The organism is Longitalea arenae (assembly GCF_016924755.1).
Taxonomy (GTDB): Bacteria; Bacteroidota; Bacteroidia; order Chitinophagales; family Chitinophagaceae; genus Niastella; species Niastella arenae.
The window spans coordinates 138,205-163,801 of the sequence record NZ_JAFFJX010000012.1 but is presented as its reverse complement, the minus strand read 5'-3'; the positions used below and the strand labels follow the sequence as shown (position 1 = coordinate 163,801).

Sequence of the window (25,597 nt, the reverse complement as noted above, 5' to 3'; positions counted from 1 at the left end):
TTAGATAGATGATAAAGTTAGCTTTTCTTGTTAGCAGATGTGGGCGTTCAACTTAGCAAAAATCTCCCACCAGCCGACTCAAATTCAATTTGTTGGTTTTTGTTGGCTTTTGCCGGGCTTTTAGTTTGCGCCGCTCTTTCGCAAACGCTTATTTGCCATGTATTTAAATCTAAAGCTCCGCAAACTATTTCTAAATTAAATATTCAAATTGTGAAGCATCTATTAGCTACCGGCCGTATATTTTTCGGCATTTGTATAACAGGTATTGGCGTCCTTCATTTTTTATTTCCCGGCATCCGGCCCATCATTATACCTGATCTGACGAATGTCGCTGCCGGATTATACTGGATTGTATACCTGACGGCTTTGATCTTAATTATCACAGGTCTGCTGATTGTTATTGGCAAAAAATTTCATACGATCTCCTTAATCATGGGAGTGATCTTTTTAGCATTGCTGCTGTTCGCACACTTGCCTGTATTTTTATCCGCAGGTCCTAAGAACAGTGATCTTTGGGTAAATTTGAATAAGGTACTGGCATTAAGCGGAGGCTTTTTTTTGATCTCGACAATCAATGCTCCAAAGCCTGGAAACAGGATTTTGCTATCTCTTTATAAGCTGGCGCCAATAGGTAGCTACTTATTTGCAATCATGTTATATAACTTTTCGGTGGGACATTTTGCTGGTCTGAATGGAGTAAGCACCCTGGTTCCGAAATATCTCCCGTTTCCCCAATTCTGGACAATCATGGGCGGTATCGCCTTGATGGGATCAGCCATTTCCATCTTCACCAGGATCAAAACGGAAAAAATAACGCTGTTGCTGGCAGGCGTATTATTTATCTGGCTACTATCACTGCACCTTTATTATGCGGTTCGATTCCCGCAATGGAAAGAGGGGGAAAACTTTATCGGTGTAATTACCTGCATGGCATTTTGTGGAATTGCTTTGATGATATCACAAAGAAAGCCTGAGCATACAAGCCGTAAAGTTGCTTCCTGAGCTCATGAGCAAAGGGCGGATTTTTCAATTTACAAGACATGTATCATGCTTTATCGTTCTATAGTACTGTCATGGTTTCTTTTTCAGCCATGCTCTTTTTAAATCCATGACAAGAAAATTGACTCGTCTGCTAACACGCTTATGTCTGCTGGGCTGTTTACTGCTCAACAGCGCTTTACAGGCACAGCAAACTGTTTCGGTTAAAGGAACGGTGCGCGATGAAAAGAACGACCCGCTGGCTGGTGCTACGGTAACAGTGGAAAACAAAAGTGCTGATTTTTCCGCCGTAACGCAAACAGACGACCAGGGTAATTTTTCTTTTTCCAATCTGGCACCAGGTGGCCCTTACAACTTTGTGATCACCTACCAGGGCTATGAACGAAAAGAGATGAAAGGATACAACTTTCAGTCTGGTCAACCCATCACATTGAACGCGCAGCTCAGCAGCAGCAGCTCCCAAATGTCGGATGTGGTAGTGGTAGGGTATGGTACACAAAAGAAAGCCAATTTTACCGGCGCCGTGGCCCGGGTAGATGCCAAAGCCATTCGCGACAGGCCGGTGGCCAATGCAACGCAGGCCCTGCAGGGCAGGGTGCCTGGACTAAACATCACGTTTGGCGACGGTCATCCGGGAGCGGGCGGTAACCTGAACATCAGAGGATATGCTACACTTAATTCGGGCAGCTCCGGCGCACCGCTGGTCCTGGTAGATGGGGTTCCTGGTAATATCAACCTTATCAATCCGCGCGATATCGACAATATATCGGTACTGAAAGATGCTTCTGCTGCTGCCATTTACGGGGCCAGGGCTGCTTTTGGTGTAATACTCGTAACTACCAAAACTGCAAAGAAGGGAAAAGTAACTGTGAGCTACAGCAACAATTTTAGCTGGCAAACACCTACGGTATCTACCGATTTCATGACCGACGGATACGATGTGGCCATGATGATGGACGAAGCCTTTTTACGCGCTACGGGTAACACCTATACCCGCTATACGGATAAAGATTACGAGGAGCTGAAAAAAAGACAAACCGATAAATCACTGCCATCGGTAGTAGTGGATAACCGAAATGGCAAGGATATGTACATCTATTATGGGAACACCGACTGGTGGCATACCATGTTCCGCGACTATATGCCTTCGATGCAACACTCCATCAGTGTTTCCGGCGGGAGCGATAAAGTGGATTATTATCTGTCGGGCCGTTTTATGAAGCAAAAAGGTATGTTGCGGATCAACCAGGACGAGTACAATGCCTATAACTTCCGCGCCAAGATCAATGCAAAAGTAGCCGACTGGCTTACGCTGTACACCAATACCCAGCTCAGTATCGACAAGTATACTTTTCCGGGCTGGGGTATCAACAACAATTTTGTCTCCATCACCGTGCATGCGTTACCATCTTACGTTCCGGTGAACCCTGATGGAACAGCCACCTACCGCACGGAGCTGAATAATTATACGATCGGAGATGGGATCTATGCCGACCTGTTGTATGGAAAATCGAAGGGTGAGAACCGTAACTATAATATGACCAATACCGTTGGTGGCATTTTTAAAGTGGCAAAAGGATTCGACATCACCGCCAATTATACCTATGAATTAAACCCGGTTACACCCAACACTAATACATATACACACGAGCGATTGAGAAGGACGATGGCGCCCTGGAGCATATATCCTGGTACCATCAGCTATGTGGGCAACGATAAGTTTACCGAGGTGCTGCGGCTGGATCAATACCATGTGATCAATTTATACGGCACCTACGAAAAAAGTATACAACGCCATTCTTTTAAAGCCATGGCCGGTTATAACCAGGAACTGCGCACCTTTAAAATGCTGCGCGGCGAAAGAACAGACCTGTTATCCGAAGATCTGAATGAACTGGACCTGGGCACCGCTGGCCAGGTATCTGGTGGTAATTCCAGCGAATGGGCCCTGATGGGTTTCTTCGGCCGTTTGAACTATGACTTCGATGGTAAATACCTGTTGGAAGTAAATGGCCGTTATGACGGCACCTCACGTTTTCCCAAAGGCAAACGCTTTGGCTTCTTCCCTTCGATATCGGCTGGCTGGCGCATCAGTAATGAAAGCTTTTTCGAACCATTGAAAGCTGTTGTATCGGACCTTAAGTTAAGAGGTTCTTAGCTCATTGGGTAACCAGCAAACAAACAGCAGCTATCCCGCTACCGAAGTGATGGGTAACGGTCAGAGCAACTGGCTGATCGATGGCAACCGCGCCCAGTTCTTAAGCGCGCCTACTCCGTTAAGCGCTGATCTTACGTGGGAAAAGACCACGTCTACTAATATTGGTATCGATCTGGGTCTTTTTCGCAATCGATTACTGGGCTCGTTCGATGTATATCGCCGCGCCACGAAAGACATGTTGAATCCGGGACCCACACTGGCAGCAGTATTCGGCGCCGCCTCACCACAACAAAATGCGGCCGATCTGTTGACAAAAGGTTTTGAAATATCGCTCACCTGGCAGCAAACCAACAAGGTTGCCGGCAAAGACCTGAGCTGGAGCATTGGCGGCGTATTGTCTGATTATACATCCGAGATCACCCGTTTTAACAATCCTACTTTCCGTCTGAACGATCATTACGCAGGTAAACAGGTAGGCGAGATCTGGGGCTTTATTACAGATGGTTATTTTGTATCGGATGAAGAAGCGTCGAAATGGAGACAGGATAAAGTAGCCCAAAGCCTGGTGTACAGACAGATCAGAGGCGGTTCGGGCGAATGGAACCGCTTGCGCGCCGGTGACCTGAAATTTCAGGACCTGAATGGCGACTCGATTATAAATAATGGAAACAATACCCTTGGAGATCCTGGTGATATGCGCATCATCGGTAACAGCCTGCCACGTTATTCGTTTGGCATTACCGGCAGTGCTGCATGGAATAATTTCGATCTGTCTTTCTTTTTCCAGGGCATCGGTAAACAACAATGGTATCCCGGTAATAATGCCGATAAATTCTGGGGACCGTATTCAAGAGCGTATTATTCTTTCACGCCTAATGGATTCCTGGATAAGATCTGGAGCCCCGAAAATCCAAACGCCTATTTCCCACGTTTGAGAAGCTACGAAGCATTGAACGACGGAGGCACTTTGCGTCAACCTACTGATAAATACTTGCAAGACCTGGCCTATATCCGCCTGAAGAACCTGAGCATCGGGTATACGATCCCTTTGTCTTTGATGAAACGGTTAGGATTCAGTAATTGCCGGTTTTATGTAACAGGTGAGAATCTTTTCACCCTCACCAAACTCGAAACAGATTACATCGATCCTGAACAGGCCGGTGCGGAAACAAACGGACGCGTATATCCATTTATGAAATCCTACGCGTTCGGACTGGACCTTTCTTTCTGATCAATTCAAAATCGTTTATCATGAAAAAGAACTTATTATATACACTGTTAGCTGTGATCCTTGGGATAGCGACCGGATGTAAAAAGGATTTCCTCGACCGTCAACCCTTATCGCAGATCGCTCCCTCCACAGCCTTTCGTTCAGAAGCAGAACTGCGATTGTATACGCAGTCTTTTTACGACCGGATGCTGCCCAATGCAGATAACGACGACAAGGGTTTTAGCCTGTACAATGAAGGCATCGATAACATCATCAAAAATTCACTCCCGGTAGAGCTTACCGGTAACCGCACTATACCTGTTAGCGGAGGCGGATGGAACTGGAGCGAGTTGCGTAATGTGAATTATTTCATCCAGAACCACCGGCGGGGTGGTCTCGATCCTTCTATTACCAACAAATACCTGGCGGTGGCAAAATTTTTCCGCGCTTACTTTTATTATAATATGGTAGCACGGTTTGGGGATGTGCCCTGGTATGGAGAGGTCATTGGCGCGGGCGACAGCGCCAGCCTGCAAAAACCCCGTGATCCCAGAACATTGGTAATGGATTCTGTACTGGCAGATATCGATTTCGCTATCGCAAATGCCAGTACCACTAAGGATAATGGCGCCGATCAGATCACCAAATGGACAGCCCTGGCACTGAAATCACGCATCTGTTTGTTTGAAGGAACATTTAGAAAATACCACACGGAGCTTAACCTACCCAATGCCAACAAGTTTTTGGAAGAATGCGTGAAGGCATCGGAAGAGCTGATCTCCAGGGGAGGTTATACGATCTCTAAGGCCGGCGATCAGCCTTACCGGGATCTGTTTGCTTCGTATAATGCCAATCCCAACGAAGTGTTGCTGGCGCGCCAGTACAGCACCGCGCTTCAGATCTTCCACAACGTGAATTATTATACGATCACTCCCTCTTATGGCAAACCGGGTCTGGAGAAGAAATTTGTGAACAGTTACCTCATGAAAGATGGTACGCGTTTTACCGATAAAGCCGGTTATGCTACCATGCAGTTTGCCGAGGAAACGCTGAACCGCGATCCCCGTTTGGCGCAAACCATTCGTACCCCCGGTTATACCCGTATAGGCAGTACCGTGAAACGTTTCCCTGATTTTGGCGCCACGGTTACCGGTTACCAGGTTACCAAGTATGTGACCGGAGAAGCAGATGACAGTTTCACCAAATCGTACAATCCGTTGGTCATCTTCCGCTATGCAGAAGTATTGCTGAACCTGGCAGAAGCGAAAGCAGAGTTGGGTACGCTGCAGCAAAGCGATATCGATAAGACCATTCGTCTTACGCGTGATCGCGTTGGTATGCCCAATCTGAATATGGCCGCTGCGAATGCCAACCCCGATCCATACCTGGCTAACCAATATAAAAATGTAACCGGTTCCAACAAAGGCGTCATTCTTGAAATACGCCGTGAAAGAAGAATTGAACTGGTGATGGAAAACTTCCGCTGGAACGATCTGATGCGATGGAAGGAAGGAAAACTGCTCGAGGATCAATTTAAAGGCATGTATTTTCCAGGCCCCGGAAAGTACGACCTGGATGGAGATGCTAAGGACGACATCTGGATCTACACCGGCACAAAACCCACCGATCCCGGATATCATTATCTCAAACTGGGTACCGATATTGACCTGGAAAATGGAGTCAATGGCGGTAATGTGGTGATCAATAAAAACATTACGAAAAAATTCGACGAAACAAAAGATTACCTGTATCCGATTCCTTCAGGAGAGATTTTGTTGAATCCTAAGTTGACGCAGAACCCTTACTGGAAGTAAGGTCCATTTGTACAATTTTAGATAGCCTTCGGGGTACCAGTTAACTGGTACCCCGATGTTTTTAGATGAACGTTTGCAGGAATCCTTGCAGTAATCCACCAGGTGGCCTAGCCTCAGTGTATTACCTGACATAGAATTACTTTACCAAACCGAGCTGACGCATCATTGTGAGTTCATCGGTAACCCGCCAGTGTTCGGCAATCCGGCCTTCCCGTATTTTCTCAATATTGATCTGATTTACCTCAATCGGCTTATTTGTAGGGGGGATACCGAACAGGCTGTCTTTTTGCGTACCGGTCATGATGGTGCGGACGGTGATCTGGTCATCCGTTGCAATAACGTCTTTAATAATAAACTGAAGATCTGGAAAAGCTTTCCTGATGGCGGTAACAATGGGCTTCAGCCCATTGGGTCCTGCAGTGGTAGGCACGCTGGGTGTATGATTGATGTAATCGGATGTCAGGAGGCTGTCCAGCAGGTCTACATTTCCCTTGTTCCATACCTCTTCAAAATAAAGAAGTGCAATCTTTTCATTCTGTTGACGCTGCTTATTGCCTGGCTGAGAACAGGCTAGGGCAAAAAAAAACAGGAGGCTCCACCATCTTTTCATATATGTAAGATTTAAATGTGCAAAGTTCATAGGTTTACCAAATGGCAACAATGATATAAGACACAATTAAAGTGTATCATTTATCACATTGATTTAACAATTGTGAAAAACGGATCGTTATATTACAGCATGGATCAGCATCCGCTAAAAGCACATATCAACCAAATAGCTCCGCTTACTGACATTGAGGCTGCGGCCATTCTTTCAGCCGGCAGGAAAAGGAGTTTGAAAAAGAACCAGTTGTTACTGCATGAAGGCGATCGTTGCCATGCCGACTTTTTTGTGTTAGATGGCTGCTTAAGGCAGTACTTCGTCGATGAGAAGGGGAAAGAGCATGTAGTTCAGTTTGCTTTTGCCGACTGGTGGATCAGCGACTGGTATTCTATTTTGTATCAACAACCCTCTTATTATTACATTGAAGCGTTGGACGCTTCCCAGGTTTTACAATTCGATTACGAAATTTTGCAAAGCCTTTTCCTGGAGGTGCCTCCGCTTGCAAAATATTTTATGGTCATCTTTCAACGTAGTTTTGCGGCACAGCAACGCAGAATTTTATGGATGCAAAAAGAAGCAAAGAAGCGTTATCAGGAGTTTCACTCGATATATGGTCATCTTGAACGACAGTTACCCCAGGCACAGGTCGCATCTTATCTTGGTATAACGAGAGAATCGTTGAGCAGGATAAAAAAGGAACTTCGTAATGGGGTATAGCATTGTAACAAAAAAGAACAGTGTCTGTATCAAAAATGCATAAATAAAGAAGGAAACTATAATTACTCGCCTGAGGATCAATTGTTTGATCTTTGGCATTTTTTGTGGTATTTCCGTCCAAAATATAAACATGAAGCAAATAACCCTTGTCTTCTTATCAATATTCATATCGTTTGTAGCGTCAGCACAACACTCAGGTGTTGACACATTCATTAGTAACTTTTCGAAGAAAAATAATTTTAACGGAACAATTCTTATCAGGCAAAATTCCAGGGAGGTTTATAAAAAAAGTTTTGGCCTGGCCAATATCCCTTTTAAGGTGCCTAATACAACCGACACGAAATATAAAGTGGCGTCCATCACGAAAGCCTTTACCTCGGTTTTGATACTGCAAATGTACCAGGAAGGCAGATTAGACCTTGATAAAACAATAATCACTTATCTGCCCGAATACAAGGGGCCCGCTGGAGATAAGGTTACCATCAGGCAGTTACTCAATATGACATCCGGCATGCGTAATATGGATATGGGATTGACTTTTGAATCGGCACTTCAGCGTGGTGCACCGCAATACCAACTACCACATACTTCAGACGAAATGCTTGCGAAATATAGCAGCGACAGCCTGCTAAATCAGCCAGGAACCCAATGGGATTATAATAATGCAGAATATATAATACTCGGGAAAATTATTGAAAAAATCACAGGAAAAACATACGAACAAACCCTGACAGAAAAAATATTGCAACCCCTGCAAATGGATAACACAGGCCTGTTAAAATTGGAAAAAATAATTGAAAAATTAGCAGATACTTACTTTTACAGGGATGATTTGAAAATGATGTCAAATGATCTGCCTGTATATTTCTGCAACTGGTACGCCGCAGGAGCTATGTACTCGACGGTGGATGATATTGGAAAATTCGCGGACGCCTTATTTGCGGAAAAAATATTGAAGCAACCAGTCCTAAAGCAAATGTTCACACCTGCTTTGAATGAATATGGTCTAGGAGTATGGGTATATAAAGACTATAATATAAACGGAAAAATGTACACGATTGTAAAAAGGCCCGGGTCAATCATGGGGGCACAAGCGATGCTGTTCCATGTGCTGGAGAACAATTCAACCATCATTATTTTAAGCAATACCGGCACGGTAAGCCTGGATGATTTTGCTGCAGTTATTGCAAAGCAAGTTGTAAAATGAAATGAAAGCAGCGGAAAAATGTAGTAACGATTGGGCAGAATGTGAAACTCTTTTAGAGGAACAAAATGGCCGATAGTATTAGTAGCGGTTTGTATTTCCTTATATCGAATATTAAGTAAAATTGATTGCACAGAGACTTTTTCACATTTTTTGATTAAAAATACGCATGCGCAGCGTTAGCCGCAATTGTAACTATAAAATATATTTTCTATTTTTATGCTATAAAATCTGATATTTTCAAAAAATCTAAATACCGCCTAAAAATCAGTCATGAAAAAAACAATTCCTGCCCTATTACTGGCATGCGTGCTGTTTGCCTGTAAAAAAGAGAAAAATGCTGAATCAAATGAACCCGCTTCTGATACGAAAGTACCTGTTAAATTTAGTGTGCAAAATTTACTGTTGTCACAAGAAGATATGAGCGAAAATGGACGCGTACAAACCGATACATCACTTAAGAGGTTTTCGAATATTTACTATATGGCTTACAAAGTCAATAGTAACTATGAAAATACAAACGTAAGTTACATTTCCCAGGATACCGTGAATAACAAATCCAATTTTGGAGTTATATCCGACTCCCTGGCCCCAGGCACTTATACGATTTCCTTAGCCGCCACTACAGAAAAACTTACCGTATTCGGGCAGGGGCAGTGGATATATGCCCAGTCATACCTTGGCGCTAAAACTGGTGATGAATATCGAATGGGTGAGTTCTTTCATAAAATGACGACTGTTACCATAAGCGCTGGTGATAACCCCTCAGCCATTGAAGTACCTTTAGAGCGCAAGGTGGGATTAGTTAAGTTAGATTTCAAAGACGCTTTACCCGCATCAGACCCTAACGGGCAAGTAGATTTTTATGTTACGAACGTGTGTCGAAGCTTTACAATCTCGAACGAACAAGGTACACAACCTCATATCTCATACCGTTTAACATTGAGAAGAACAAGCCAAACAACCTGGGAAGACTTTTTGGTGAGTCAATCCGGATATACAGTTAACATTAATCTAAACTGGAAAGACAAAGTTACAGGAGCACCCATGTCAAAAACATTTACTAACGTTACCATCGCTCCTAATAAAAAAACAATTATCTCCGGTTATTTGTACGGAGCACCCTTAAATCCGGGCGGTGGCGATTACTCTTTGAAACTTAACCAAACCTGGAGTTCAGATTCTACCGTGCTTAGTATTAATTAAAGACTATATACAAAAAGCCAGGGCGCCATTTAAATATAAAAGCAGTCCTGTCAGACTACAAAACCGGAAAGACACGCGTTGTTTTTCCGGTTTTTTATGTGCGCCGGCATGGGCGCAAACTCCAGGTTGTAAGTCCCGAACGCGCCTTGATAGTGGGAAGCGTTAACCAAAGGCAAGGGTGTCCTCCGCGCGGAGGAATCTGAAGGAAGCAGGCGGTAAATCTCCGGCCTGACGTGGCCAATTTCTGGAATGCTATCGAAATCCTGTCTATTGTGGCAAAATATCCATTCCAAAGTTTAAAGATGAAGAAACTGTTTTGGTACAAGGTCAACTTGAACCTATTATTTCAGAATCCTTTTTTTATGAAGTGCAGGACGTATTGGAAGGACGAAAAAGGAAGATCAGACAGGGAACTAAAACCTGAAGAGTGACCGCACTCAAATACTTTCCCAGTTAGACAATCTTAATACCCGGCTGAAAAATGCAAGGGAAATGGTTGCAGATGAGAAATTAGACCCGGATGATTTCCGGGAGTTAAAAGCAGAATGCACCACCAAAATAAACGAGCTGGAAGCAAAACTTACCGGCCTTTCTCAAAAGGGAAATAACATTGATGGGTTATTGAATAAAGCGATTAGCAATCTTTCCGCTTTAGACATATTATATGAAGAAGGAACAATAACAGAAAAGCGCCAGATCATTGGTTCGAATGCTTAACGAAGCTGTTCAGCTAATATTTAGTCTGGACGCGGGTTTCAACGAAATGAAAAACCGGAAAAACAGCGATATTTCGTGTCTTTCCGGTTGCGTAGTCCCGACAGGACCACTTTTTATTTTCAAACCCGCATAATATCAACCTGTTACATTAAGCGCTTTTCGCTGCTCACCCGGCGCCCCCTTGAAACTTGGGTGTGTGGGGGAGTTCCTGAGTGACTTGAAGGTAGAGAAAAATTAGTTTGAATAAAGTTTGTTAATTCAATTTTACTAAAAAAAGGCCTTCACAAACGATATAAGAGTGCCAACCCCCATCTTTGCTATTATTTTCTTTCCAATAAACTTATAGAATTTAGCACTTCTCAACTCGGTTACTAGTAATTCGAATATCTCTTTTCTATTTTGCAAATTTTCCTTAGTAACGTGCTTTAATGATTTAACAGCATCTCTTAAGTTATTTCTAAACTCAAAATAAGATTCTTCTATTTTTTCCCCTTTCAATTTTATTATAAAATGTTCAATGATTTTATCGTCGTCAACTTGAAAAAAAATGACAAAAGGCGTCTCAAGGTTGGCATCGATGCAGAATTGTTGACGTAATAACTCATTTGCTTTTACAAAGGGAGATAAGATAGGATACCTTAAGTTATTTTTATATTTCTTTTCTTGTGAATTTATGTAGAATAATGAGATATATTTTCCGGTTAGTTGATCTAAGTCTTGTAAATAATGTTTATCGTTTAATACTTTTCTTATAGAGGGGTTATTGAAGTCATAAACAATAAATGCGTATGCCATTGCATCATATTTCTTGGCGTTTACAATTAATATTGCCTCAAAGACTTCAGGGGTAATCGTTTTGCCTTTACTACTTTGAAGTATTTTAGGTGGCAAGGGTATCACTTGAGCGTTGTAGTGCGTCATCAGTCAAAAAATTAAATTTGATCAGAAAACCGTAAAGTATAGTGGTTTAAAACATGTTGAATACCGCGAAATCGCCGTGCCGTGAAGAATTCTCGATGCATAGCCAACTCTTTTAAAAATTTAAGTTTTTAATTCATGAAATTCTCAACCACTTTGTGCAGCTAAGAACTCATTAACCACAAAACATCATAAATTGTCAATTATTATATTTGTTATATTTGTCAATTCATCCTTGGCTTCTTTTATCTGCTTTTTATTATAACAGATTTCATAAAAATCGCCTGTTGTAAAGTCAATATAGCCAACATCAATATTGGCTTGATCCGTATTAAATACACTAGTAGATAAGTAATTCTGAATAACTGGATATTTAAGTTCTTTTTCCCAAATACTGTTTGGCTTAGATACAAAATATGCTGCAAAACCTTCTGAAGGTTTCATAAAAATGACAGGTATTACTCCTCCAATTCTTATAGATCGCATTTCTATGTTTATAGATTCCCGGCTATTGACAAGGTTGTATCCTTTCGCAGTAATTGTCTCCTCATATTTGCCCAACGACAGGATCCATTTTCTTAATGCCCGCCTATTAACAGAATTGTCTTTTCTTTTATCGAACCAGTTCTCGATATAATTAATAGCACTATCGATATCATTTGTATCGTGATATTTACTTATTGCGTTTAACCATCTCATAGATTGTGGATATCGATTAAATGATGGCGTATCTTCTTTGGAGGAAGAAATTATTTTAGCAAATGCAGCAGGGTCCCTCCTGGCTACTTCAAGTTGAGTTATAGAAAAACTACTCATAGCAATTTTAATACTTTTGGATATTTTTTAAAAACCTCAAAAGATTGTTTGGCTACCCTTTTGTAAAGATTTACCGCAGCTTCCATATCAAATGATGGGTTGTACAACTCAGGAAATTCACTCAATAATTCGTGCTTATTTGCATTGGTTACATTGTTAAATTTTGTTACAAATTCCAAATAGTCCACCAAGTTTCTTTTCCTATCATCGGTATCAGCAAGCTTAGTTACATCTGTCTTAAAAACATCGACATGATACTCTTTAATGAAAATATTATTGTATTCCATTGCAATCCTTCTTGTTAAGCAGGGGATGCAGTAACCGCAATGTTTATTTTCGGGTATGCGGGATATCATCCAACAACTCGCGGATAATTCAGCATCTTTTCTAAGCTTTTCAGGGAGAACAGCAAAGACCTCCGCTTTTGTCTTATACAAAAAAGGGTTTATAATTTCAAAAGAGGAATTATTGAATAATGTTCTAAAGATTTGCTGAATAAGTTTTACGAACTCAGGATCTGCAGTATGGGTCGAAAAAGGTCCAACTCTTGCAGAGTTTAATGGTAAATGAATAGCGAACTGACCGTTTTCCGCCATAAATAGGACCTTCTTAAAACCACTTTTCCTAGTCACAAGTGCGGCCAAAGTCAGAAACAAAAATGATCTGGTTCTTTGTGTATTCTCTCTTAAGTCGTCTTTGGGAAATGGATAACGTGCCTGATTTCTACCATAAACTTTAATATTGACATGTTTAATAGTTGTTTTATAATAACTTTCTAATGCAGAGTGAACATTCTCTTGACACTTTTCGACCACATGGTTTGCATGAGAATTATGGCTTACTAACACAAGTGATTTTTTTTCTTTAATAAACTCCGAAGCCGCGCACATGGAATCAATACCTCCAGAAAATAGTAATACAGCACCTTCTTTATCTAAACAATTAAAATCTGCTACGGGAATACCTGGCTTTTGGAAAAAAAAGACAGTCCAGTTGTCCTTGCTAACAACATATAATGCATTTTCAATTACAGCTTTTACTCGCTCAAATGCATGTAGGTTGACAACCTCAACACATAACTCAATACTACGGATATAATGTTCCCTATCATCTCGTTTAACCGCAAGATCGCATCCAAAGATCCCCGCAGCTAGATTTATTAAATCCTCTTCCATTGAATTCGCTTCGCCGAATTCATCAACATATTTTTGAATGCCTGTGTAAAGATTTTTACCAGGCACAAGATGAACATCTGAATTTCTATTATTGACACCAATTGATACTTTTATTCTTTTCATTTCATAATTTCTTAAGTGCACTAATGGAAGAGTCAATAAATGTATTCCACTCACGCTTATTATTAATATTCATTGATTGACTTTCAATAGCCTCCCTAACTCTTTCAACAATGCTTTTCTTGAAACTGATAAGTTCCCGAATCGATTTAATCCGATATTTTTGTCCTATAAAACCAGAAGCATCTCTCGAAACAACATAATTTGTCACTTCCGAAAAGAACTTTCCAGCCCAGGTACCTATGGGTTGTTGTGATTGATAAGCGGCCGGTATTACTCTCTTAGCAAATTCTGCAACTAGATTATTATTTTTATCTGAAAAAATAGCAGCATTTGCCTTTTGCCAAGCTTCCGTGAATGAATCTGAACTTTTAACTGCTATAAAACAATTATAAACGGCATCGCTTTTAAGCTCCTGAGACATTGGGATAGGTTCATTTTCTGAAGCTCTCCATATTTCGTTGATTATTCTATTTTCAGGAATAGAGCTTTTTTCATATCCAAGGTGAACAGGCCTCCAGTTTGTATTTCTCTCCGAAGCTTGACTTATTGAGGTACCCATATAAATTAGTGAATTTTATCTTTTTTAATACGGGATAGTTCCTTTTCTACATCTTTAACGTCAATCATCGAGTTATTAAATACGTTTTTCCAGTCAATTGAACTTTTCTCAACAGGATGACTTAGAAGTAATCGAATTATTCTCCCTAACACATTACTTTGAATACAGGAAAGAGTGCAATTGCATAAATTATACAGCTCCTTTGAGCGCCCCGCTATAGCTTTTTGGGAATCTTTGAAATGCCCAGAAATAACTACAAATGAAAATATTTGCCCAAAGAAATTACTATACCGGTAACGAAAGTCATTGACGTACCGTTCAAATCTCCGAATGTCATCTGCGGTAAATTCAAACCCTTCTGCAAATGCTTTGGAATCCAATAATAACATGAAACCTTGTCTGGCAAGAACCACTCCATCTGGCAATGATTCAAAAGAGCGATCAATACCATACCTTCTAGTGGGAGACTCCATGATAAATTGAAAACTTTCCTTCACATAAACTTCATGCAAATCATGTGGCCTTCCAATCAAACCATCAGGCAACGAATTATGCCCTAGCTTGTCCATAATTTCAGGCAAACCTGGAACCAATATGAGCCCAGTATTCATAATGCCACCAAAAAAATCAAAAAAAACAGCCTTGGTGTATGTTTTACATTTAGAAGAAACAAAGTAATCGTTAATAATAACAGGTGTTGAATAGTGAATTTGAGATTGAGCCAAAAGGGTTTCTACAACAATACCCTCAGTTGTATCTTCTGTTAGCAACAAGGTATATGTGACTTTTGCACCAAGCCGGTCATATTTATATATATGGAAAATAGTGTTATTATGGGCAAGCCTATCAATCTTACTTACATGGAATCCGTTAGCTACTAGGGTATAAAGTATATTACCTAACAGATTAGTCATGGTATAATCAGGCGGAGCAAGGGGGTTTTAGTGAAAGGCAAGTATTACCTAATACATAAATATAATACTAAAGCATTGTAAAATCAACATTATTATATGATTTTAGGCATCTTAACTATTAGCAATAATTAATAACCTTACAATTTTGAGCTCAAGTACGCATATTCACACAAGTTTCCGTAAATTCAATCAGAAAATCGTGAAGTATGGATTTAAGTGTGTTGCATGCCGTGAAATCACAGGACCGTGATTACACGATGAAGGATAAATTGAATGGTGTAACCAGCCCGCTCGGGTGCCGGTTTCTCGAATGGTCAGGGTGGTATAACCAAAACATCTCGCAGCGATTATTAGGCCACTACAGGCTTTACCAACTCTTCAAAGCTAAAAGCCAGGGTGATTCTCAGCTTTCTTTGCCAGTGGCGTACATCACACACTATCGCATCTTACACATAATAAAGTATGCCCTTTCCAGCATAACGGCTGTTTTGTATTACATTTTCGCCCTGGGTGACCGGTACCATCCCTTACCAGTGGAACAGTTAAACAAACAACTCATTTATGGGCAGTTTGGCATCTTGCAGGAATTTCTAACCAACGCTGAGTGCAATTTTGAAAAAGCACTTCATAACGCAATTGATCAGATAAATTGCTATGACAATAAGGTAATCCCGGAAATAACCTTCATTCAAAACCGCCTGGAACAAAAAGTATACAACAATACTTGCCATTACTTTACTGAATATAACGGTACCGTTCTTTCCACAACAAATAAGTTAACTGGGAAGGAAGCCGGAGTGCTTTCCAAAAAGCAAATTTTAATCCTTTTCGATCTTCTTGCGAAGGCGGAGATAAAACCAATTGATTACTCTAAATCCAACAAGTTTACAGTGATGGCAGAATTGTTTCATGCCCTGAATGGCAAGAGTAAATCCAGCTGGGAGGAAGAAATTAAAGACTATAAGGATAAGGGTTTATATTACTATAAGGGAAAAGGAGAATTAAATCAGCTAATTAAGGACATTACCGGCTTATCAAACAAAATACGAATATCAGAATTTCGACCTCTGGTAAATGCTGCCGATAAAAAAATAAAGGAGTTGGAATTAGTTAAAAGGGAAAACGGCTGGGATTAATCAACATAGCTATTCACCTATCATTTTAAAGAAGTCAGATAATTTCACTCCTTGTGCCGAACAGATCTTTTTAAGGGTCTCAATAGATATGGAGTAATCTTGTTCTTTTATTTCTTTAATTCTTCTTACTGTTTTCTCGTCGATATCGTTAGCAATGGCAAAGGCTCTATTGGTCATATCCTTGATCCAATTCTTATTAATGTATAAGCATATCCGTTCGTTAAGCCTGTCCATCAAACAAAAAGAAAATATTTTCGTCTAAAACATGCGGACAGCTGTCCGCATTCAAAAAAACTTCCCTATATTTACAGTACGATATTACTGGACAAGTCAGTAATTCATATTAGGTATTAACTTATGAGCTTCTCGCCACAGGAACCTGAGAATTTCGGACGCGAGAACGTAAGTGTAATGCCCAAGCCCTATATTTACTATAGGGTTGGGCTCGCTTATGTCTTTTGTGTCCACTACCGAAAGGTAGCAGGCTTCTCAGGGCCTCTGTGACAAAAGGCAGGCGGGTTCCAGCCCTATTGTATTAATAATTATCATGGCCCGTTATAATCCGCCCCGGAACCTTCCTTTCTTTTAGGCTCATAATCAAATTCATTAACCTTAAATTCTTTCACATGAATGAGCCTTTAACCATGTCCCGCCCCGGGATAGCCTTTTCGGGTAAAACTAATAACAAACATCCTCAGTGGTACAACCAGCCTCTCCGCCTCACCCAGGAACAAAAGCGTGATCCTTTGCCGGTTCTTGATGATTTTTTTGAATGTTACCATTTAAATGAAGTCCGGCAAACGTTGTGGGAATGGCTAACGGAAGTCCTTTCCAGTCAGCGCAGCATAGCCATTGAACCGCTTGACCGTAATAATCACATTTACTTCTATGAAAAAATAGAAGGGATAATAGAGGCTGCATTTATTCTAAAAAACAAGATTCAAAAACGTCGTAGAAAGAAAGAAAAAAGACTTACAAAAATTAATCGGTCGAAAGAAAGTCAGTCTCCGATAATAAACAAGAACAATACAATTAATATTATAACAGATATTAAATCGGTAGATTTTGGAGAAACCTACGGCAAGCCTGCGCAACTTATTGAATATGTAGATGAAACCCCCATAGGTGTAATAGTAGAGGTGTTCAAAACTGAACCCCTGTATTTGCTCCGTGATCAAATGAAGAATTGGCTAACTGTAGCAATATCGGCTGACTGTTCTGTTTACGAGGATGCGGAACAACGCGGGCAATTGCTTTCGTTCCAGGATCAGCTACTGGTATTAATAGAAGCTCTTTTTATAATTTATACTCAACAGGGAAACCATGCAGTAATGAAGTCCGAAAGCCGGGAAAATGATCAACCCCAGCTGCTTACTCACGATCAGATTGCCAATCCAATGAAGGTGGTAACTGCTTTCTTTGACAAATTCCCTTTATACTACTGTATCCGCGAATTAAATGACTGGCTGGAAGCCGCGATTTGCTTTGCTGGCACCTATCCAGATAACATGAACGAATTACAGGCATTATATACATACCGTAATGTATTATGCCTAATAAGATCAGCCCACCGACTTATATATCCAATAACGGCATGATATGATTCAAGGTGAAATAATAATGATCGGTAGCCGGTTACGGGAATTGAGACTAAGAACAAATATTAAAATGCCTGCGGTTGCTGCCGCAACTGGTATTGCAAAAGAAACGTTATATAAATGGGAAAAAGGCACCCGACCCAGCAACATTGCAGAGTATTTCAAGCTAAAGTCATACATCGACATGACGGAAAACAAGCTGGAAATTGAAAGACTTGACCAGGAAGATAAGAAGCCTGCAACCCTTAAGCTTCCCTTAAAAAGCGGAAAACCTGCGCCCCCTCAAACGGATGGTAAAGCGGCTGCCGGTACAATTGCTATCGCCGATGATGAACCCCAACTAATTGTTGATAGAATTACAGCACCATTCCTTGGTGCTGCAGAAGGGGTGGTGGAAGTTGTGGGCCAAAGCATGGAGCCTACATATGTTAATGGCTGCCGGATAGTTATTTCCCGTCTGAAAGATTACAGAAATCTTCATTGGGGCTTAAATTATTACATTATCGATACTAACTGGCATGGCATAGTAAGGCGTGTTTACAAAGCAGATGACGAGAACAGCTTGTGCTTAGTGGCAGATAATCCCGACCAGCTAAAATATCCGCCAATTGAAATAAGCCTGGATCAGATTGAAGCCATTTTTAAAGTAAGGGCAGCAATAATTAAGTATTAATCATAACCTATCCAATTATGAAAGTTACTCAAAAAGTACTTAAAGCCATAAACAATCCAGTCACCCGCCGCCGTCTAATGGATGTGCTCGGTTGTACTGAATTTACGATTTCCCGGTATATTCAAAAAAATAGCGACAATTTGACGAAAGCTGTTGCTATGCAGGTAATCCGGGAAATAACCGGTTTGCCGGATGAAGAAATTCTAGAAACAAATACTAATAATGTAGTCAAAAAAGACTCGTGAACTGTTTAAACAATGCTACTAATCAAAGCCATAACCAAAAGTCCCGATGTGTCTACACCGGGGCTTTAAAAATTATCAAATATATCCGGCAATTATCTTCGCAACCAATTTGAACAGAACAAATACAAATAGGTGAGAAATGTGATAGCAACCACCAATATAACAGCCCATTTTTTGGCATCGGACTGGAAAAATATGTGCCAGATATTTGAACGCTGTTTATCCAGTGTCTTTTCAGCTACAAAATTTATGTTTGAAATTCCCCTCTTCATGATTTCCTGAATTGGCGAGGTGTCTGTATTTACCGTTATTCTTTGATTATCGAGTTTTTCAGAAAATGTGCTTACCTCGGTTCTTAACAGGTGTATCATTGCCGTTTGATCCCGTAGTAGCTGATTGGTCTTTGCCTGTTCTTCAGCCTGTTCTTTCAGGGCCAATTCCATTGTTTCAAGCTTATCTTCATGCATAAATAATAATTTTGTAGAATTAACTAATGTGTTACAGATCCTGCCGCGGCTTTTGCTTTTTCTTCCTTTTCTTTTTGGGTAAAAATGGGTCGGGTTCATACATCTGCTCAGATTTCAGAAGCTTTTCCAATAAGTAATTTTTGTCCGTGCCGGGCGTAGCGATTTCCTTTTCTTTTTCATGTGTCTTGTCAACGAATTTTTGACCACCATTTCCTGACCAGCTGGTATCAATTGACCGCTTTTCTTTGAGCATCTGCCTGGATACATCTATCTCGTTTTCTATTACCGGTTTTTGTGTTTGTTTCTGGCTCAGTATTCTTTCAATAGTCATTAGAGAATACCCAACTTCGCTGCCCTTGAACTTCACTTTTTTATCATCGATAAAAGCGATGCCCCGGCCCTTTAATACCTGGTAGCCCAGAGATTTCATTTTGTGCTCAAACTGTTCCAATGTTTTTACCTGCTGTAAAACCTGCCGGATGCTCTCTTTCAACTTATCCATCCGGGCATTTTGCCGGGGAATCATCCGCTGTTCTTTTGATAAGAAAGCACGCGGATTAAGCACCTGCTTTAAGTGATACTTTAATTCCAATTTCCGGCACAGATTAGCCATCCGCAAATAACTGTTACTATTGCTGGCCACTTTGCCATCATAGCCCACCCGGTTGGCAACAATGTGAATGTGCTGGGCACGGGTATCTTTGTGCAGCACCACCGCAAACTGATTTTGATCTACTTTAAATGCCTCCGTACAGGCCTGGGCCATTTCTATCAATTGATTCTTTGAAAGGCTTTCACCATGTGCCAGGCTCAGTGTAAAATGTAGCACCGGTTTTTCTACCCGGCGGCTTAATTTGCTTACTTCACTAAACTGGCTGGTCAGCTCATTTGCGTTGCCAAAACAGCTATTATAAAACAGTACTTCAGCCCGGTCTTTATGTTGCACATTGTCCTTTTTCGACAGGTGTAATTTCTGTTCTTCGGTCAAATTGATTTTATCTTCCAGGCAGTATTTGAAACAGTGATAAAAGGAGTTTCCGGTAACAACTTTGCCGATCATTTCAGATAGTTTTTAATTGATTCGGTTAGCTGTTTTAAAGACCTACTTTGAACGAGTAAATCGGCCCGGTCAAAAGCGGTTAACGGTTCAATTCCATTTCGCTTTTTGGCGATCTGATTGAGGTTTGCAGCAAGGTGATTCAGCGTTCCGGTAAACTGTAAAACTTTCTTCGGCAACACAGTTTCTCGCCTGTCAATTTTACCGGTAAGTCCCATTTTCAAAAGGTATTCCGATACAGAATAATTCACTGATTTTGCTTTAGACTGAATAGCTTTGCGCTGAATAAGAGAACACCTAACGCTTACCCTGCAATCCTTTTTAATGGTCTTTTTTGGGCGTCCGCCCTTGTTTTTGATAACTTGATTCTCTTGCCTCATGATCTTTCTTCACTTTGATTTTAAAAATGATTTGCAGTCGACTGTTCCAGAATCCGCCGGTAGGCGGATGAGGGAAAAAAGGTTTTGGTCCGACAAAACCATAGCTAGCTACTAAAATCTCAAAGTAGTCTTCCCGGTCTAAGGCTTTGCTTTAGATTGTGTTTGTTATGATAAGGCATTTATTTAAATGCTTATCATGTTCATGTGATCTGGTGTCGATTCACGCACTTCTCCTTATTTCATTTCCTAGCCTTCGGGCATGCTTTACGGTGGCGGCACCATGATTACATACTGGTGTAGTTGTAGATGATTCTTCACTTTTTACCGACACTTTCCCAAAAAGAAATCAGTTTGGCGCGGAAAATTTGTCAGTGAATAATTCCGCGTTTGGTGGTTGGCCTATCAACTTATGAAACTAAAACAACCATTTAACAACGCTATTGACGCTGGCCGTCATCGTTAAATAAGCTGCTTTTTACAGCCCTACGGCCGTTGAAATTTTGCCTACGTAGCTTGCTCATATCAGTTGTTTTGGAAACCGATTTAAATGTGATTTTATGGACCAAGCAGGAGTTAATTATACGGCAAAAAAGGCCCGCAATTTCTACCTGAATGCATTCCTTTTTACCGCCTGTTGAAAACATTTTTGAAGTCATCAAAAGGTCACCAACAATCACAATTTTGCTGCTCTGTTTTTTCTTTTGGCCAGCCGAAATGCGTGCCAGTTAGAAGGCTGCAACTCATTTTTTAAGACCAGTTTTTGCGGGGCCAAAAGAAAAAGAAAATCTGTTTCGGTTAGCCGTAGAAACGGCGTGATAAAGCGTACTCATATGGGCTGTAAAACGGGTACAACTTTTTGTAAGATCCCCATCTACTCTGGCACCAGTTTCGTCGCAAGCGACAGCTTTCGGTTCGCCATAAATAAAAGCATCTTTTTAACCCCGGCCCGGTAACAAGCAACAATAATCCGCATCGCCTGCTTTGGGACCGATAGTTTGGGTCGACCAGCTACAGCACCATGTCGTTTTTTGGGCATCATCACAAGCAGGGAACACATAGCCATACGCGTAAAATGTACATGCTCTAGATGAATTACTGATCACCAGGCGACTTCCATTTCTGTTGCAGGGCCTGCACCTGATCGCGTATAAAATACCGCCGGGATTTGATCTTAATGGATGGCAGCAATCTAGACTTACGCCAGTCGTTTATCGTCTGCCGACTGACACCGAAAATCTTCTGAACTTCTTTAGTGGAAAGGAAGGGAGATTCACCGTTTGCGCTGGCGGATGGCGGTGCGGCCAGAACACCTATTTCGCGGATTTTACGGTCAATCAATCCCTCGAACAATTTAATAAGCTCCTGTGGTTTCTGAATCAGCAGAAAAGGGGCTTTGTCATTTACCTCACTCATACTTCACTGTTTACGTTCTCACAAATAGGTTTACCCGTACAAAGTAAAGCGTTGGGAAGGCATGAAAAGAGGTGGGACGTCCTGGAAAGATAAAACATTGAAACTTAAGGATTATCACTATGCTGAATGAACTACTCTCATAACTTTCCTCCAGCAATAATTTACTTTCATATCGCCAACTAAAACATTTTTGATATATTGCTCAACTGCCATTCCCACTCACTGTGAGTGAGCGGGCGAAGCATTGTACTATATGCATATGCGTACACACGACGCAACCCTGTTTCGACCATGTTTTTTCTCCCTCGAACAATATGTGATGCCAACAGGAGAAATATCCAGTTATTAGACGATTCCAATAAATCAAATTCCCAGCGACAATTTAATTACATACTATACTAATTAACATAGCTTTACAATGGAAGCAATTGATGCAGCGTATTTAGCTTTTACAAAAATTTTAGATGAAATTAACTCCTATGGTTTGAGTATATTTTCAGAACAAGATACTCGAGTTAAAGTAATCGATAGGATAATGTTTGAAGTTTTTAACTATGAGTATGACCAAGTCCAAACTGAGCCTTCGTCTGGCACAGGCTTCATCGATTATAAAATCTCCATCAATGGAATAGGAAAGCTAGTTATTGAAGCAAAAAAAGATGGTTTAGATTTCAATATTGACACTGCATATTCAGGGCGAGGATTTCTATTAAATGGCCCAGTGTTTTCTGATGGAATTGTTACTAAGGGGTTATATCAAACAATCTATTATGCGTCCCAAGAAAGCATAGAATTAGGGTGTCTCACAAATGGAAAAACATGGATTATTTTTAGGGCTAACCGATTAGCAGACGGAAAGAAAGTAATAGAGGGTAAGGGAATAGTTTTCGGCAGTCTAGAAGGCATCAAAAAGAATTTTAAACTATTTTATGAGCTCCTATCTCCAAAAAGTATAACAAAGAACCAGTTTAGAGCGATATTTCAAGAGTTGGAAGGTCAACAGATTCGGGTGAAGGAATTTTCAAAGACCTTAAAGACAGAGGAGTCATTAAAAATTTTCGATTCAGGCAGTTATTCGAATGATTTTGACCGTGTAATGACAACATTCTTTTCAAAACTTAGCGGCGATGATGATGCTGAATTTTTAATTGATTGTTTTGTAGAAACAAAGGAAAGCCAAGCTGCAGAATTTCAATTGACGCGAATATCTGAAGATTTACTTGCAAAAATTAAATCGATTGAAACCGTTGAAGGTGAGGCAATTCAAGAAATTATTGAGAGAATAAAAGTTACAAACAAACATGAATTTGTAATATTGATTGGCGGAAAAGGTGCTGGCAAATCTACATTCATTGAAAGATTTTTTAATCATGTTTTGTCTAGTAACCTTAAAGAAGAATGCATAGTAATAAAGGTTAGTCTCGCCGAATACAAAGGCAATGAATTAGAAATAACAAATTGGCTCGATAACAATCTTTTAGAGGAATGTGAAAAAACATTATACAATGGCTTTCCCAGTTATGATGAAATTCAAGGAATATTTTACTTTGAGTATGATCGATTACGATTTGGAACTTGGAAAGGCTTATATGAGCAAAATAAAGAGCAATTCAAAATTGAATTTGGAAGACATATTGAACATAGGAGGGAAACAAGACCAACAGAATATATCAAGCGATTAATTGGTGATATTGTAAAATCACGAAAGAAAATCCCTTGCATAATTTTTGATAATGCAGACCATTTTAGCATTGAAATTCAAGAGAAAGTTTTTCAATATGCTCGTGCAATATATGAAAGGGAGGTTTGCCTAGTTATTGTTCCAATAACTGACAAAACAAGTTGGCAACTTTCAAAACAAGGAGCGATTCAATCTTATGAGAATGAAGCATTATTTCTGCCAACCCCTCCTCCACAAAAAGTAATTGAAAAACGTATTCAGTATATTGAGAAAAAAATTAGTAAGGAAAAAAGTACAAAAGGCCACTATTTCCTAAAGAAGGGTATTAAACTAGAATTAAAAAATCTTGAAGGATTTGCCAGGTATCTGCAACTTATTTTTTTACACGACAAACAGATTGCCCGATGGATTGGCGCATTAGCGAATTATGACACAAGACGTTGTCTAGACTTATCTAAAGACTTAATTTCTTCACCGCATCTATCGATTGATGAATTTCTCCGAGCTTACACGTCAACCGGTACCGAGGATTTATTAATTAAACCTACAAGGGTGAAAACTGCATTAATTAAAAAAAATTATACCAGTTATCCAATAAACCATCACTCTTTTGTCCAAAATGTTTATTATTTAACAGGTAATGTAAACACAAGTCCAATTCTATCCCTAAGAATACTACAGGTATTAAATGATAAAAAGTCTGACAAAAAAGCTGAGGACAGTTTGTTAAATGTTGACCAAATTCTTGACTATTTCAATGCGATGGGGATTGAAAGATCAATAACATTTGATCATTTGAACTATTTATTAGGCAAACGACTAATAAGTTCTTATGACCCCACCATAACGGATATTAACTTTGCCAAACGTGTTGAGTTAACACCCGCAGGCCATGAACACTACATTTGGGGAAGCAATGACTATGTATATATGTATGCTATGCTGGAAGTAACACCTATAACAGATGAGAACTTATATGAAACGGTTATTGCAAACTATTACAATTACAAGCAAAGACAAACCATGTTGTATAGATTTCTCGAATATCTTATGCGACAAGATTCTTTATATTGCCAAATCCCGAATCATCCATCGTATAAAGGGCAAGAATTATTGTCGAATTTGTTTTCCTCCAATAGCAATTATTTATCCAAGAGAAATTTTGGTAACCACCGACCGAGTAAAAGATAAGTCAACACGCCTTAAATTACTATTAAACATTCCACCATTGTTTTAGAAAAGGCCCAAAGGGTCCTTATTGAGTTTTTTTACTTCGTCACTTATAACCTGGCCTATATACTGGATTAACAGTTTCCTTGTATTTTGACATAATTGAATTAGGGTGTAAAAATGAGTAACTCAAAAAATGTTTAACCTAACGTTAAAACGGTTGCATTTTACATGCAGGATTAAGTATTATCTCTTCTTTAATAACTCTTTTGGCAGTTGCATACGCTCAAGCCGTTTTTTAGCAGCCTCCACCTTCTTTAAAACAACAGGATCATTACGATGATCGCCTACCTCATCACTTATTGTACCACGTAGATAAACCGATTTTATCTGCTTCTTTTGTTTTGCCATACTATCAACACTTTTATGGATGAAAAAGACCCGCACGTCAATGCAGGTCTTTCTATTAATTTTTTACTTCTTCTTCAAAAACTCTTTTGGAAAACCAACCCGCTCAACCATTTTTATAGCCATTTCATTTTTCTTTAAAACAAAAGGGTCATTACTGAGATCCTTAACATCATCGCTTATAATACCGGGTTTATATACTGGCTTGATCGTTTTCTTATCTTTTGACATATTT

At 40.1% G+C, this 25,597-nt stretch carries 27 protein-coding genes; 14 read left to right on the top strand and 13 right to left on the bottom strand.

Translation table 11 applies throughout. From position 1 onward, the window contains the following. Positions 1–27 precede the first annotated feature (27 nt). The 4 genes from JT717_RS21205 (at position 28) to JT717_RS21190 (ending at position 6,181) form a co-directional block, all read left to right on the top strand. Positions 28–1,002 (top strand): hypothetical protein, encoded by a 975-nt coding sequence (locus tag JT717_RS21205; RefSeq protein WP_205513041.1) that lies wholly within the window; start codon positions 28–30, stop codon positions 1,000–1,002. 106 nt (positions 1,003–1,108) lie between these two features. Then, positions 1,109–3,157 (top strand): SusC/RagA family TonB-linked outer membrane protein, encoded by a 2,049-nt coding sequence (locus tag JT717_RS21200; protein WP_205513040.1) that lies wholly within the window; start codon positions 1,109–1,111, stop codon positions 3,155–3,157. Between the two features lie 4 nt (positions 3,158–3,161). Continuing rightward, positions 3,162–4,388, top strand: a complete 1,227-nt coding sequence (locus tag JT717_RS21195) for a SusC/RagA family TonB-linked outer membrane protein (RefSeq protein ID WP_205513039.1) — start codon at positions 3,162–3,164, stop codon at positions 4,386–4,388. A 20-nt stretch (positions 4,389–4,408) separates the two neighbouring features. Beyond that, positions 4,409–6,181 (top strand): RagB/SusD family nutrient uptake outer membrane protein, encoded by a 1,773-nt coding sequence (locus JT717_RS21190; RefSeq protein WP_205513038.1) that lies wholly within the window; start codon positions 4,409–4,411, stop codon positions 6,179–6,181. 136 nt (positions 6,182–6,317) lie between these two features. Here the strand turns inward: JT717_RS21190 and JT717_RS21185 are convergent, their stop codons facing one another. Continuing rightward, entirely contained in the window at positions 6,318–6,791 is a 474-nt protein-coding gene (locus JT717_RS21185) for an ester cyclase (RefSeq protein WP_205513037.1), read from the bottom strand. A 102-nt stretch (positions 6,792–6,893) separates the two neighbouring features. Here JT717_RS21185 and JT717_RS21180 point away from each other — a divergent pair, with 102 nt between their 5' ends. From JT717_RS21180 to JT717_RS21160, 5 genes are all read left to right on the top strand, one after another. Beyond that, positions 6,894–7,502, top strand: a complete 609-nt coding sequence (locus JT717_RS21180; protein WP_205513036.1) for a Crp/Fnr family transcriptional regulator — start codon at positions 6,894–6,896, stop codon at positions 7,500–7,502. Between the two features lie 130 nt (positions 7,503–7,632). Further along, positions 7,633–8,709 (top strand): serine hydrolase domain-containing protein, encoded by a 1,077-nt coding sequence (locus JT717_RS21175; protein WP_205513035.1) that lies wholly within the window; start codon positions 7,633–7,635, stop codon positions 8,707–8,709. Between the two features lie 270 nt (positions 8,710–8,979). Further along, positions 8,980–9,912, top strand: coding sequence for a FimB/Mfa2 family fimbrial subunit (locus tag JT717_RS21170; RefSeq protein WP_205513034.1), 933 nt, complete (start codon positions 8,980–8,982; stop codon positions 9,910–9,912). 244 nt (positions 9,913–10,156) lie between these two features. Beyond that, on the top strand, positions 10,157–10,336 hold the full coding sequence (locus JT717_RS28895) for a recombinase family protein (RefSeq protein ID WP_205513068.1): 180 nt from the start codon (positions 10,157–10,159) through the stop codon (positions 10,334–10,336). A gap of 68 nt (positions 10,337–10,404) precedes the next feature. Beyond that, positions 10,405–10,629: a hypothetical protein gene (locus JT717_RS21160; RefSeq protein ID WP_205513033.1), complete on the top strand. Its 225-nt coding sequence runs from the start codon at positions 10,405–10,407 to the stop codon at positions 10,627–10,629. A gap of 267 nt (positions 10,630–10,896) precedes the next feature. Here the strand turns inward: JT717_RS21160 and JT717_RS21155 are convergent, their stop codons facing one another. The 5 genes from JT717_RS21155 to JT717_RS21135 form a co-directional block, all read right to left on the bottom strand. Beyond that, positions 10,897–11,550: a hypothetical protein gene (locus JT717_RS21155; protein ID WP_205513032.1), complete on the bottom strand. Its 654-nt coding sequence runs from the start codon at positions 11,548–11,550 to the stop codon at positions 10,897–10,899. A gap of 186 nt (positions 11,551–11,736) precedes the next feature. Beyond that, on the bottom strand, positions 11,737–12,363 hold the full coding sequence (locus tag JT717_RS21150) for a hypothetical protein (RefSeq protein WP_205513031.1): 627 nt from the start codon (positions 12,361–12,363) through the stop codon (positions 11,737–11,739). Next, positions 12,360–13,661, bottom strand: coding sequence for a 7-cyano-7-deazaguanine synthase (locus JT717_RS21145; RefSeq protein WP_205513030.1), 1,302 nt, complete (start codon positions 13,659–13,661; stop codon positions 12,360–12,362). The genes JT717_RS21150 and JT717_RS21145 overlap by 4 nt, the downstream gene beginning before the upstream one ends. 1 nt (position 13,662) lies before the next feature. Further along, positions 13,663–14,220 carry a hypothetical protein gene (locus tag JT717_RS21140; protein WP_205513029.1) on the bottom strand — a complete coding sequence of 186 codons (558 nt, stop codon included), beginning with the start codon at positions 14,218–14,220 and terminating at the stop codon, positions 13,663–13,665. A gap of 5 nt (positions 14,221–14,225) precedes the next feature. Further along, positions 14,226–15,134, bottom strand: coding sequence for a restriction endonuclease FokI C-terminal domain-containing protein (locus tag JT717_RS21135; protein ID WP_205513028.1), 909 nt, complete (start codon positions 15,132–15,134; stop codon positions 14,226–14,228). Positions 15,135–15,340: 206 nt separating this feature from the next. Here JT717_RS21135 and JT717_RS21130 point away from each other — a divergent pair, with 206 nt between their 5' ends. After that, positions 15,341–16,270 (top strand): hypothetical protein, encoded by a 930-nt coding sequence (locus JT717_RS21130; RefSeq protein ID WP_205513027.1) that lies wholly within the window; start codon positions 15,341–15,343, stop codon positions 16,268–16,270. 9 nt (positions 16,271–16,279) lie between these two features. Here JT717_RS21130 and JT717_RS28890 read toward each other — a convergent pair whose 3' ends face one another. Continuing rightward, complete coding sequence (locus JT717_RS28890) at positions 16,280–16,447, bottom strand: helix-turn-helix domain-containing protein (RefSeq protein WP_205513026.1); 168 nt, start codon at positions 16,445–16,447, stop codon at positions 16,280–16,282. A 449-nt stretch (positions 16,448–16,896) separates the two neighbouring features. Here JT717_RS28890 and JT717_RS21120 point away from each other — a divergent pair, with 449 nt between their 5' ends. The 3 genes from JT717_RS21120 to JT717_RS21110 are packed head-to-tail and all read left to right on the top strand — an operon-like array spanning position 16,897 to position 18,786. Continuing rightward, positions 16,897–17,868 (top strand): hypothetical protein, encoded by a 972-nt coding sequence (locus tag JT717_RS21120; protein ID WP_205513025.1) that lies wholly within the window; start codon positions 16,897–16,899, stop codon positions 17,866–17,868. A 1-nt stretch (position 17,869) separates the two neighbouring features. Next, complete coding sequence (locus JT717_RS21115; protein ID WP_205513024.1) at positions 17,870–18,541, top strand: LexA family transcriptional regulator; 672 nt, start codon at positions 17,870–17,872, stop codon at positions 18,539–18,541. A gap of 17 nt (positions 18,542–18,558) precedes the next feature. Further along, the gene (locus JT717_RS21110; protein WP_205513023.1) at positions 18,559–18,786 is read left to right on the top strand and encodes a hypothetical protein; all 228 of its coding nucleotides are present in this window, start codon (positions 18,559–18,561) and stop codon (positions 18,784–18,786) included. Positions 18,787–18,878: 92 nt separating this feature from the next. Here JT717_RS21110 and JT717_RS21105 read toward each other — a convergent pair whose 3' ends face one another. The 4 genes from JT717_RS21105 to JT717_RS21090 form a co-directional block, all read right to left on the bottom strand. Then, positions 18,879–19,253: a hypothetical protein gene (locus JT717_RS21105; RefSeq protein ID WP_205513022.1), complete on the bottom strand. Its 375-nt coding sequence runs from the start codon at positions 19,251–19,253 to the stop codon at positions 18,879–18,881. Between the two features lie 31 nt (positions 19,254–19,284). Further along, positions 19,285–20,313: a relaxase/mobilization nuclease domain-containing protein gene (locus JT717_RS21100; protein WP_205513021.1), complete on the bottom strand. Its 1,029-nt coding sequence runs from the start codon at positions 20,311–20,313 to the stop codon at positions 19,285–19,287. Next, positions 20,310–20,690, bottom strand: a complete 381-nt coding sequence (locus JT717_RS21095; protein ID WP_205513020.1) for a plasmid mobilization protein — start codon at positions 20,688–20,690, stop codon at positions 20,310–20,312. The genes JT717_RS21100 and JT717_RS21095 overlap by 4 nt, the downstream gene beginning before the upstream one ends. Positions 20,691–21,782: 1,092 nt before the next feature. Continuing rightward, positions 21,783–22,103, bottom strand: coding sequence for a helix-turn-helix domain-containing protein (locus JT717_RS21090; protein WP_205513019.1), 321 nt, complete (start codon positions 22,101–22,103; stop codon positions 21,783–21,785). Between the two features lie 418 nt (positions 22,104–22,521). Here JT717_RS21090 and JT717_RS21085 point away from each other — a divergent pair, with 418 nt between their 5' ends. After that, positions 22,522–24,975 carry an AAA family ATPase gene (locus JT717_RS21085; protein ID WP_205513018.1) on the top strand — a complete coding sequence of 818 codons (2,454 nt, stop codon included), beginning with the start codon at positions 22,522–22,524 and terminating at the stop codon, positions 24,973–24,975. A 225-nt stretch (positions 24,976–25,200) separates the two neighbouring features. Here JT717_RS21085 and JT717_RS21080 read toward each other — a convergent pair whose 3' ends face one another. Further along, entirely contained in the window at positions 25,201–25,365 is a 165-nt protein-coding gene (locus tag JT717_RS21080; protein WP_205513017.1) for a hypothetical protein, read from the bottom strand. A 63-nt stretch (positions 25,366–25,428) separates the two neighbouring features. Then, positions 25,429–25,593, bottom strand: a complete 165-nt coding sequence (locus tag JT717_RS21075) for a hypothetical protein (protein ID WP_205513016.1) — start codon at positions 25,591–25,593, stop codon at positions 25,429–25,431. Between the last annotated feature and the right edge of the window lie 4 nt (positions 25,594–25,597).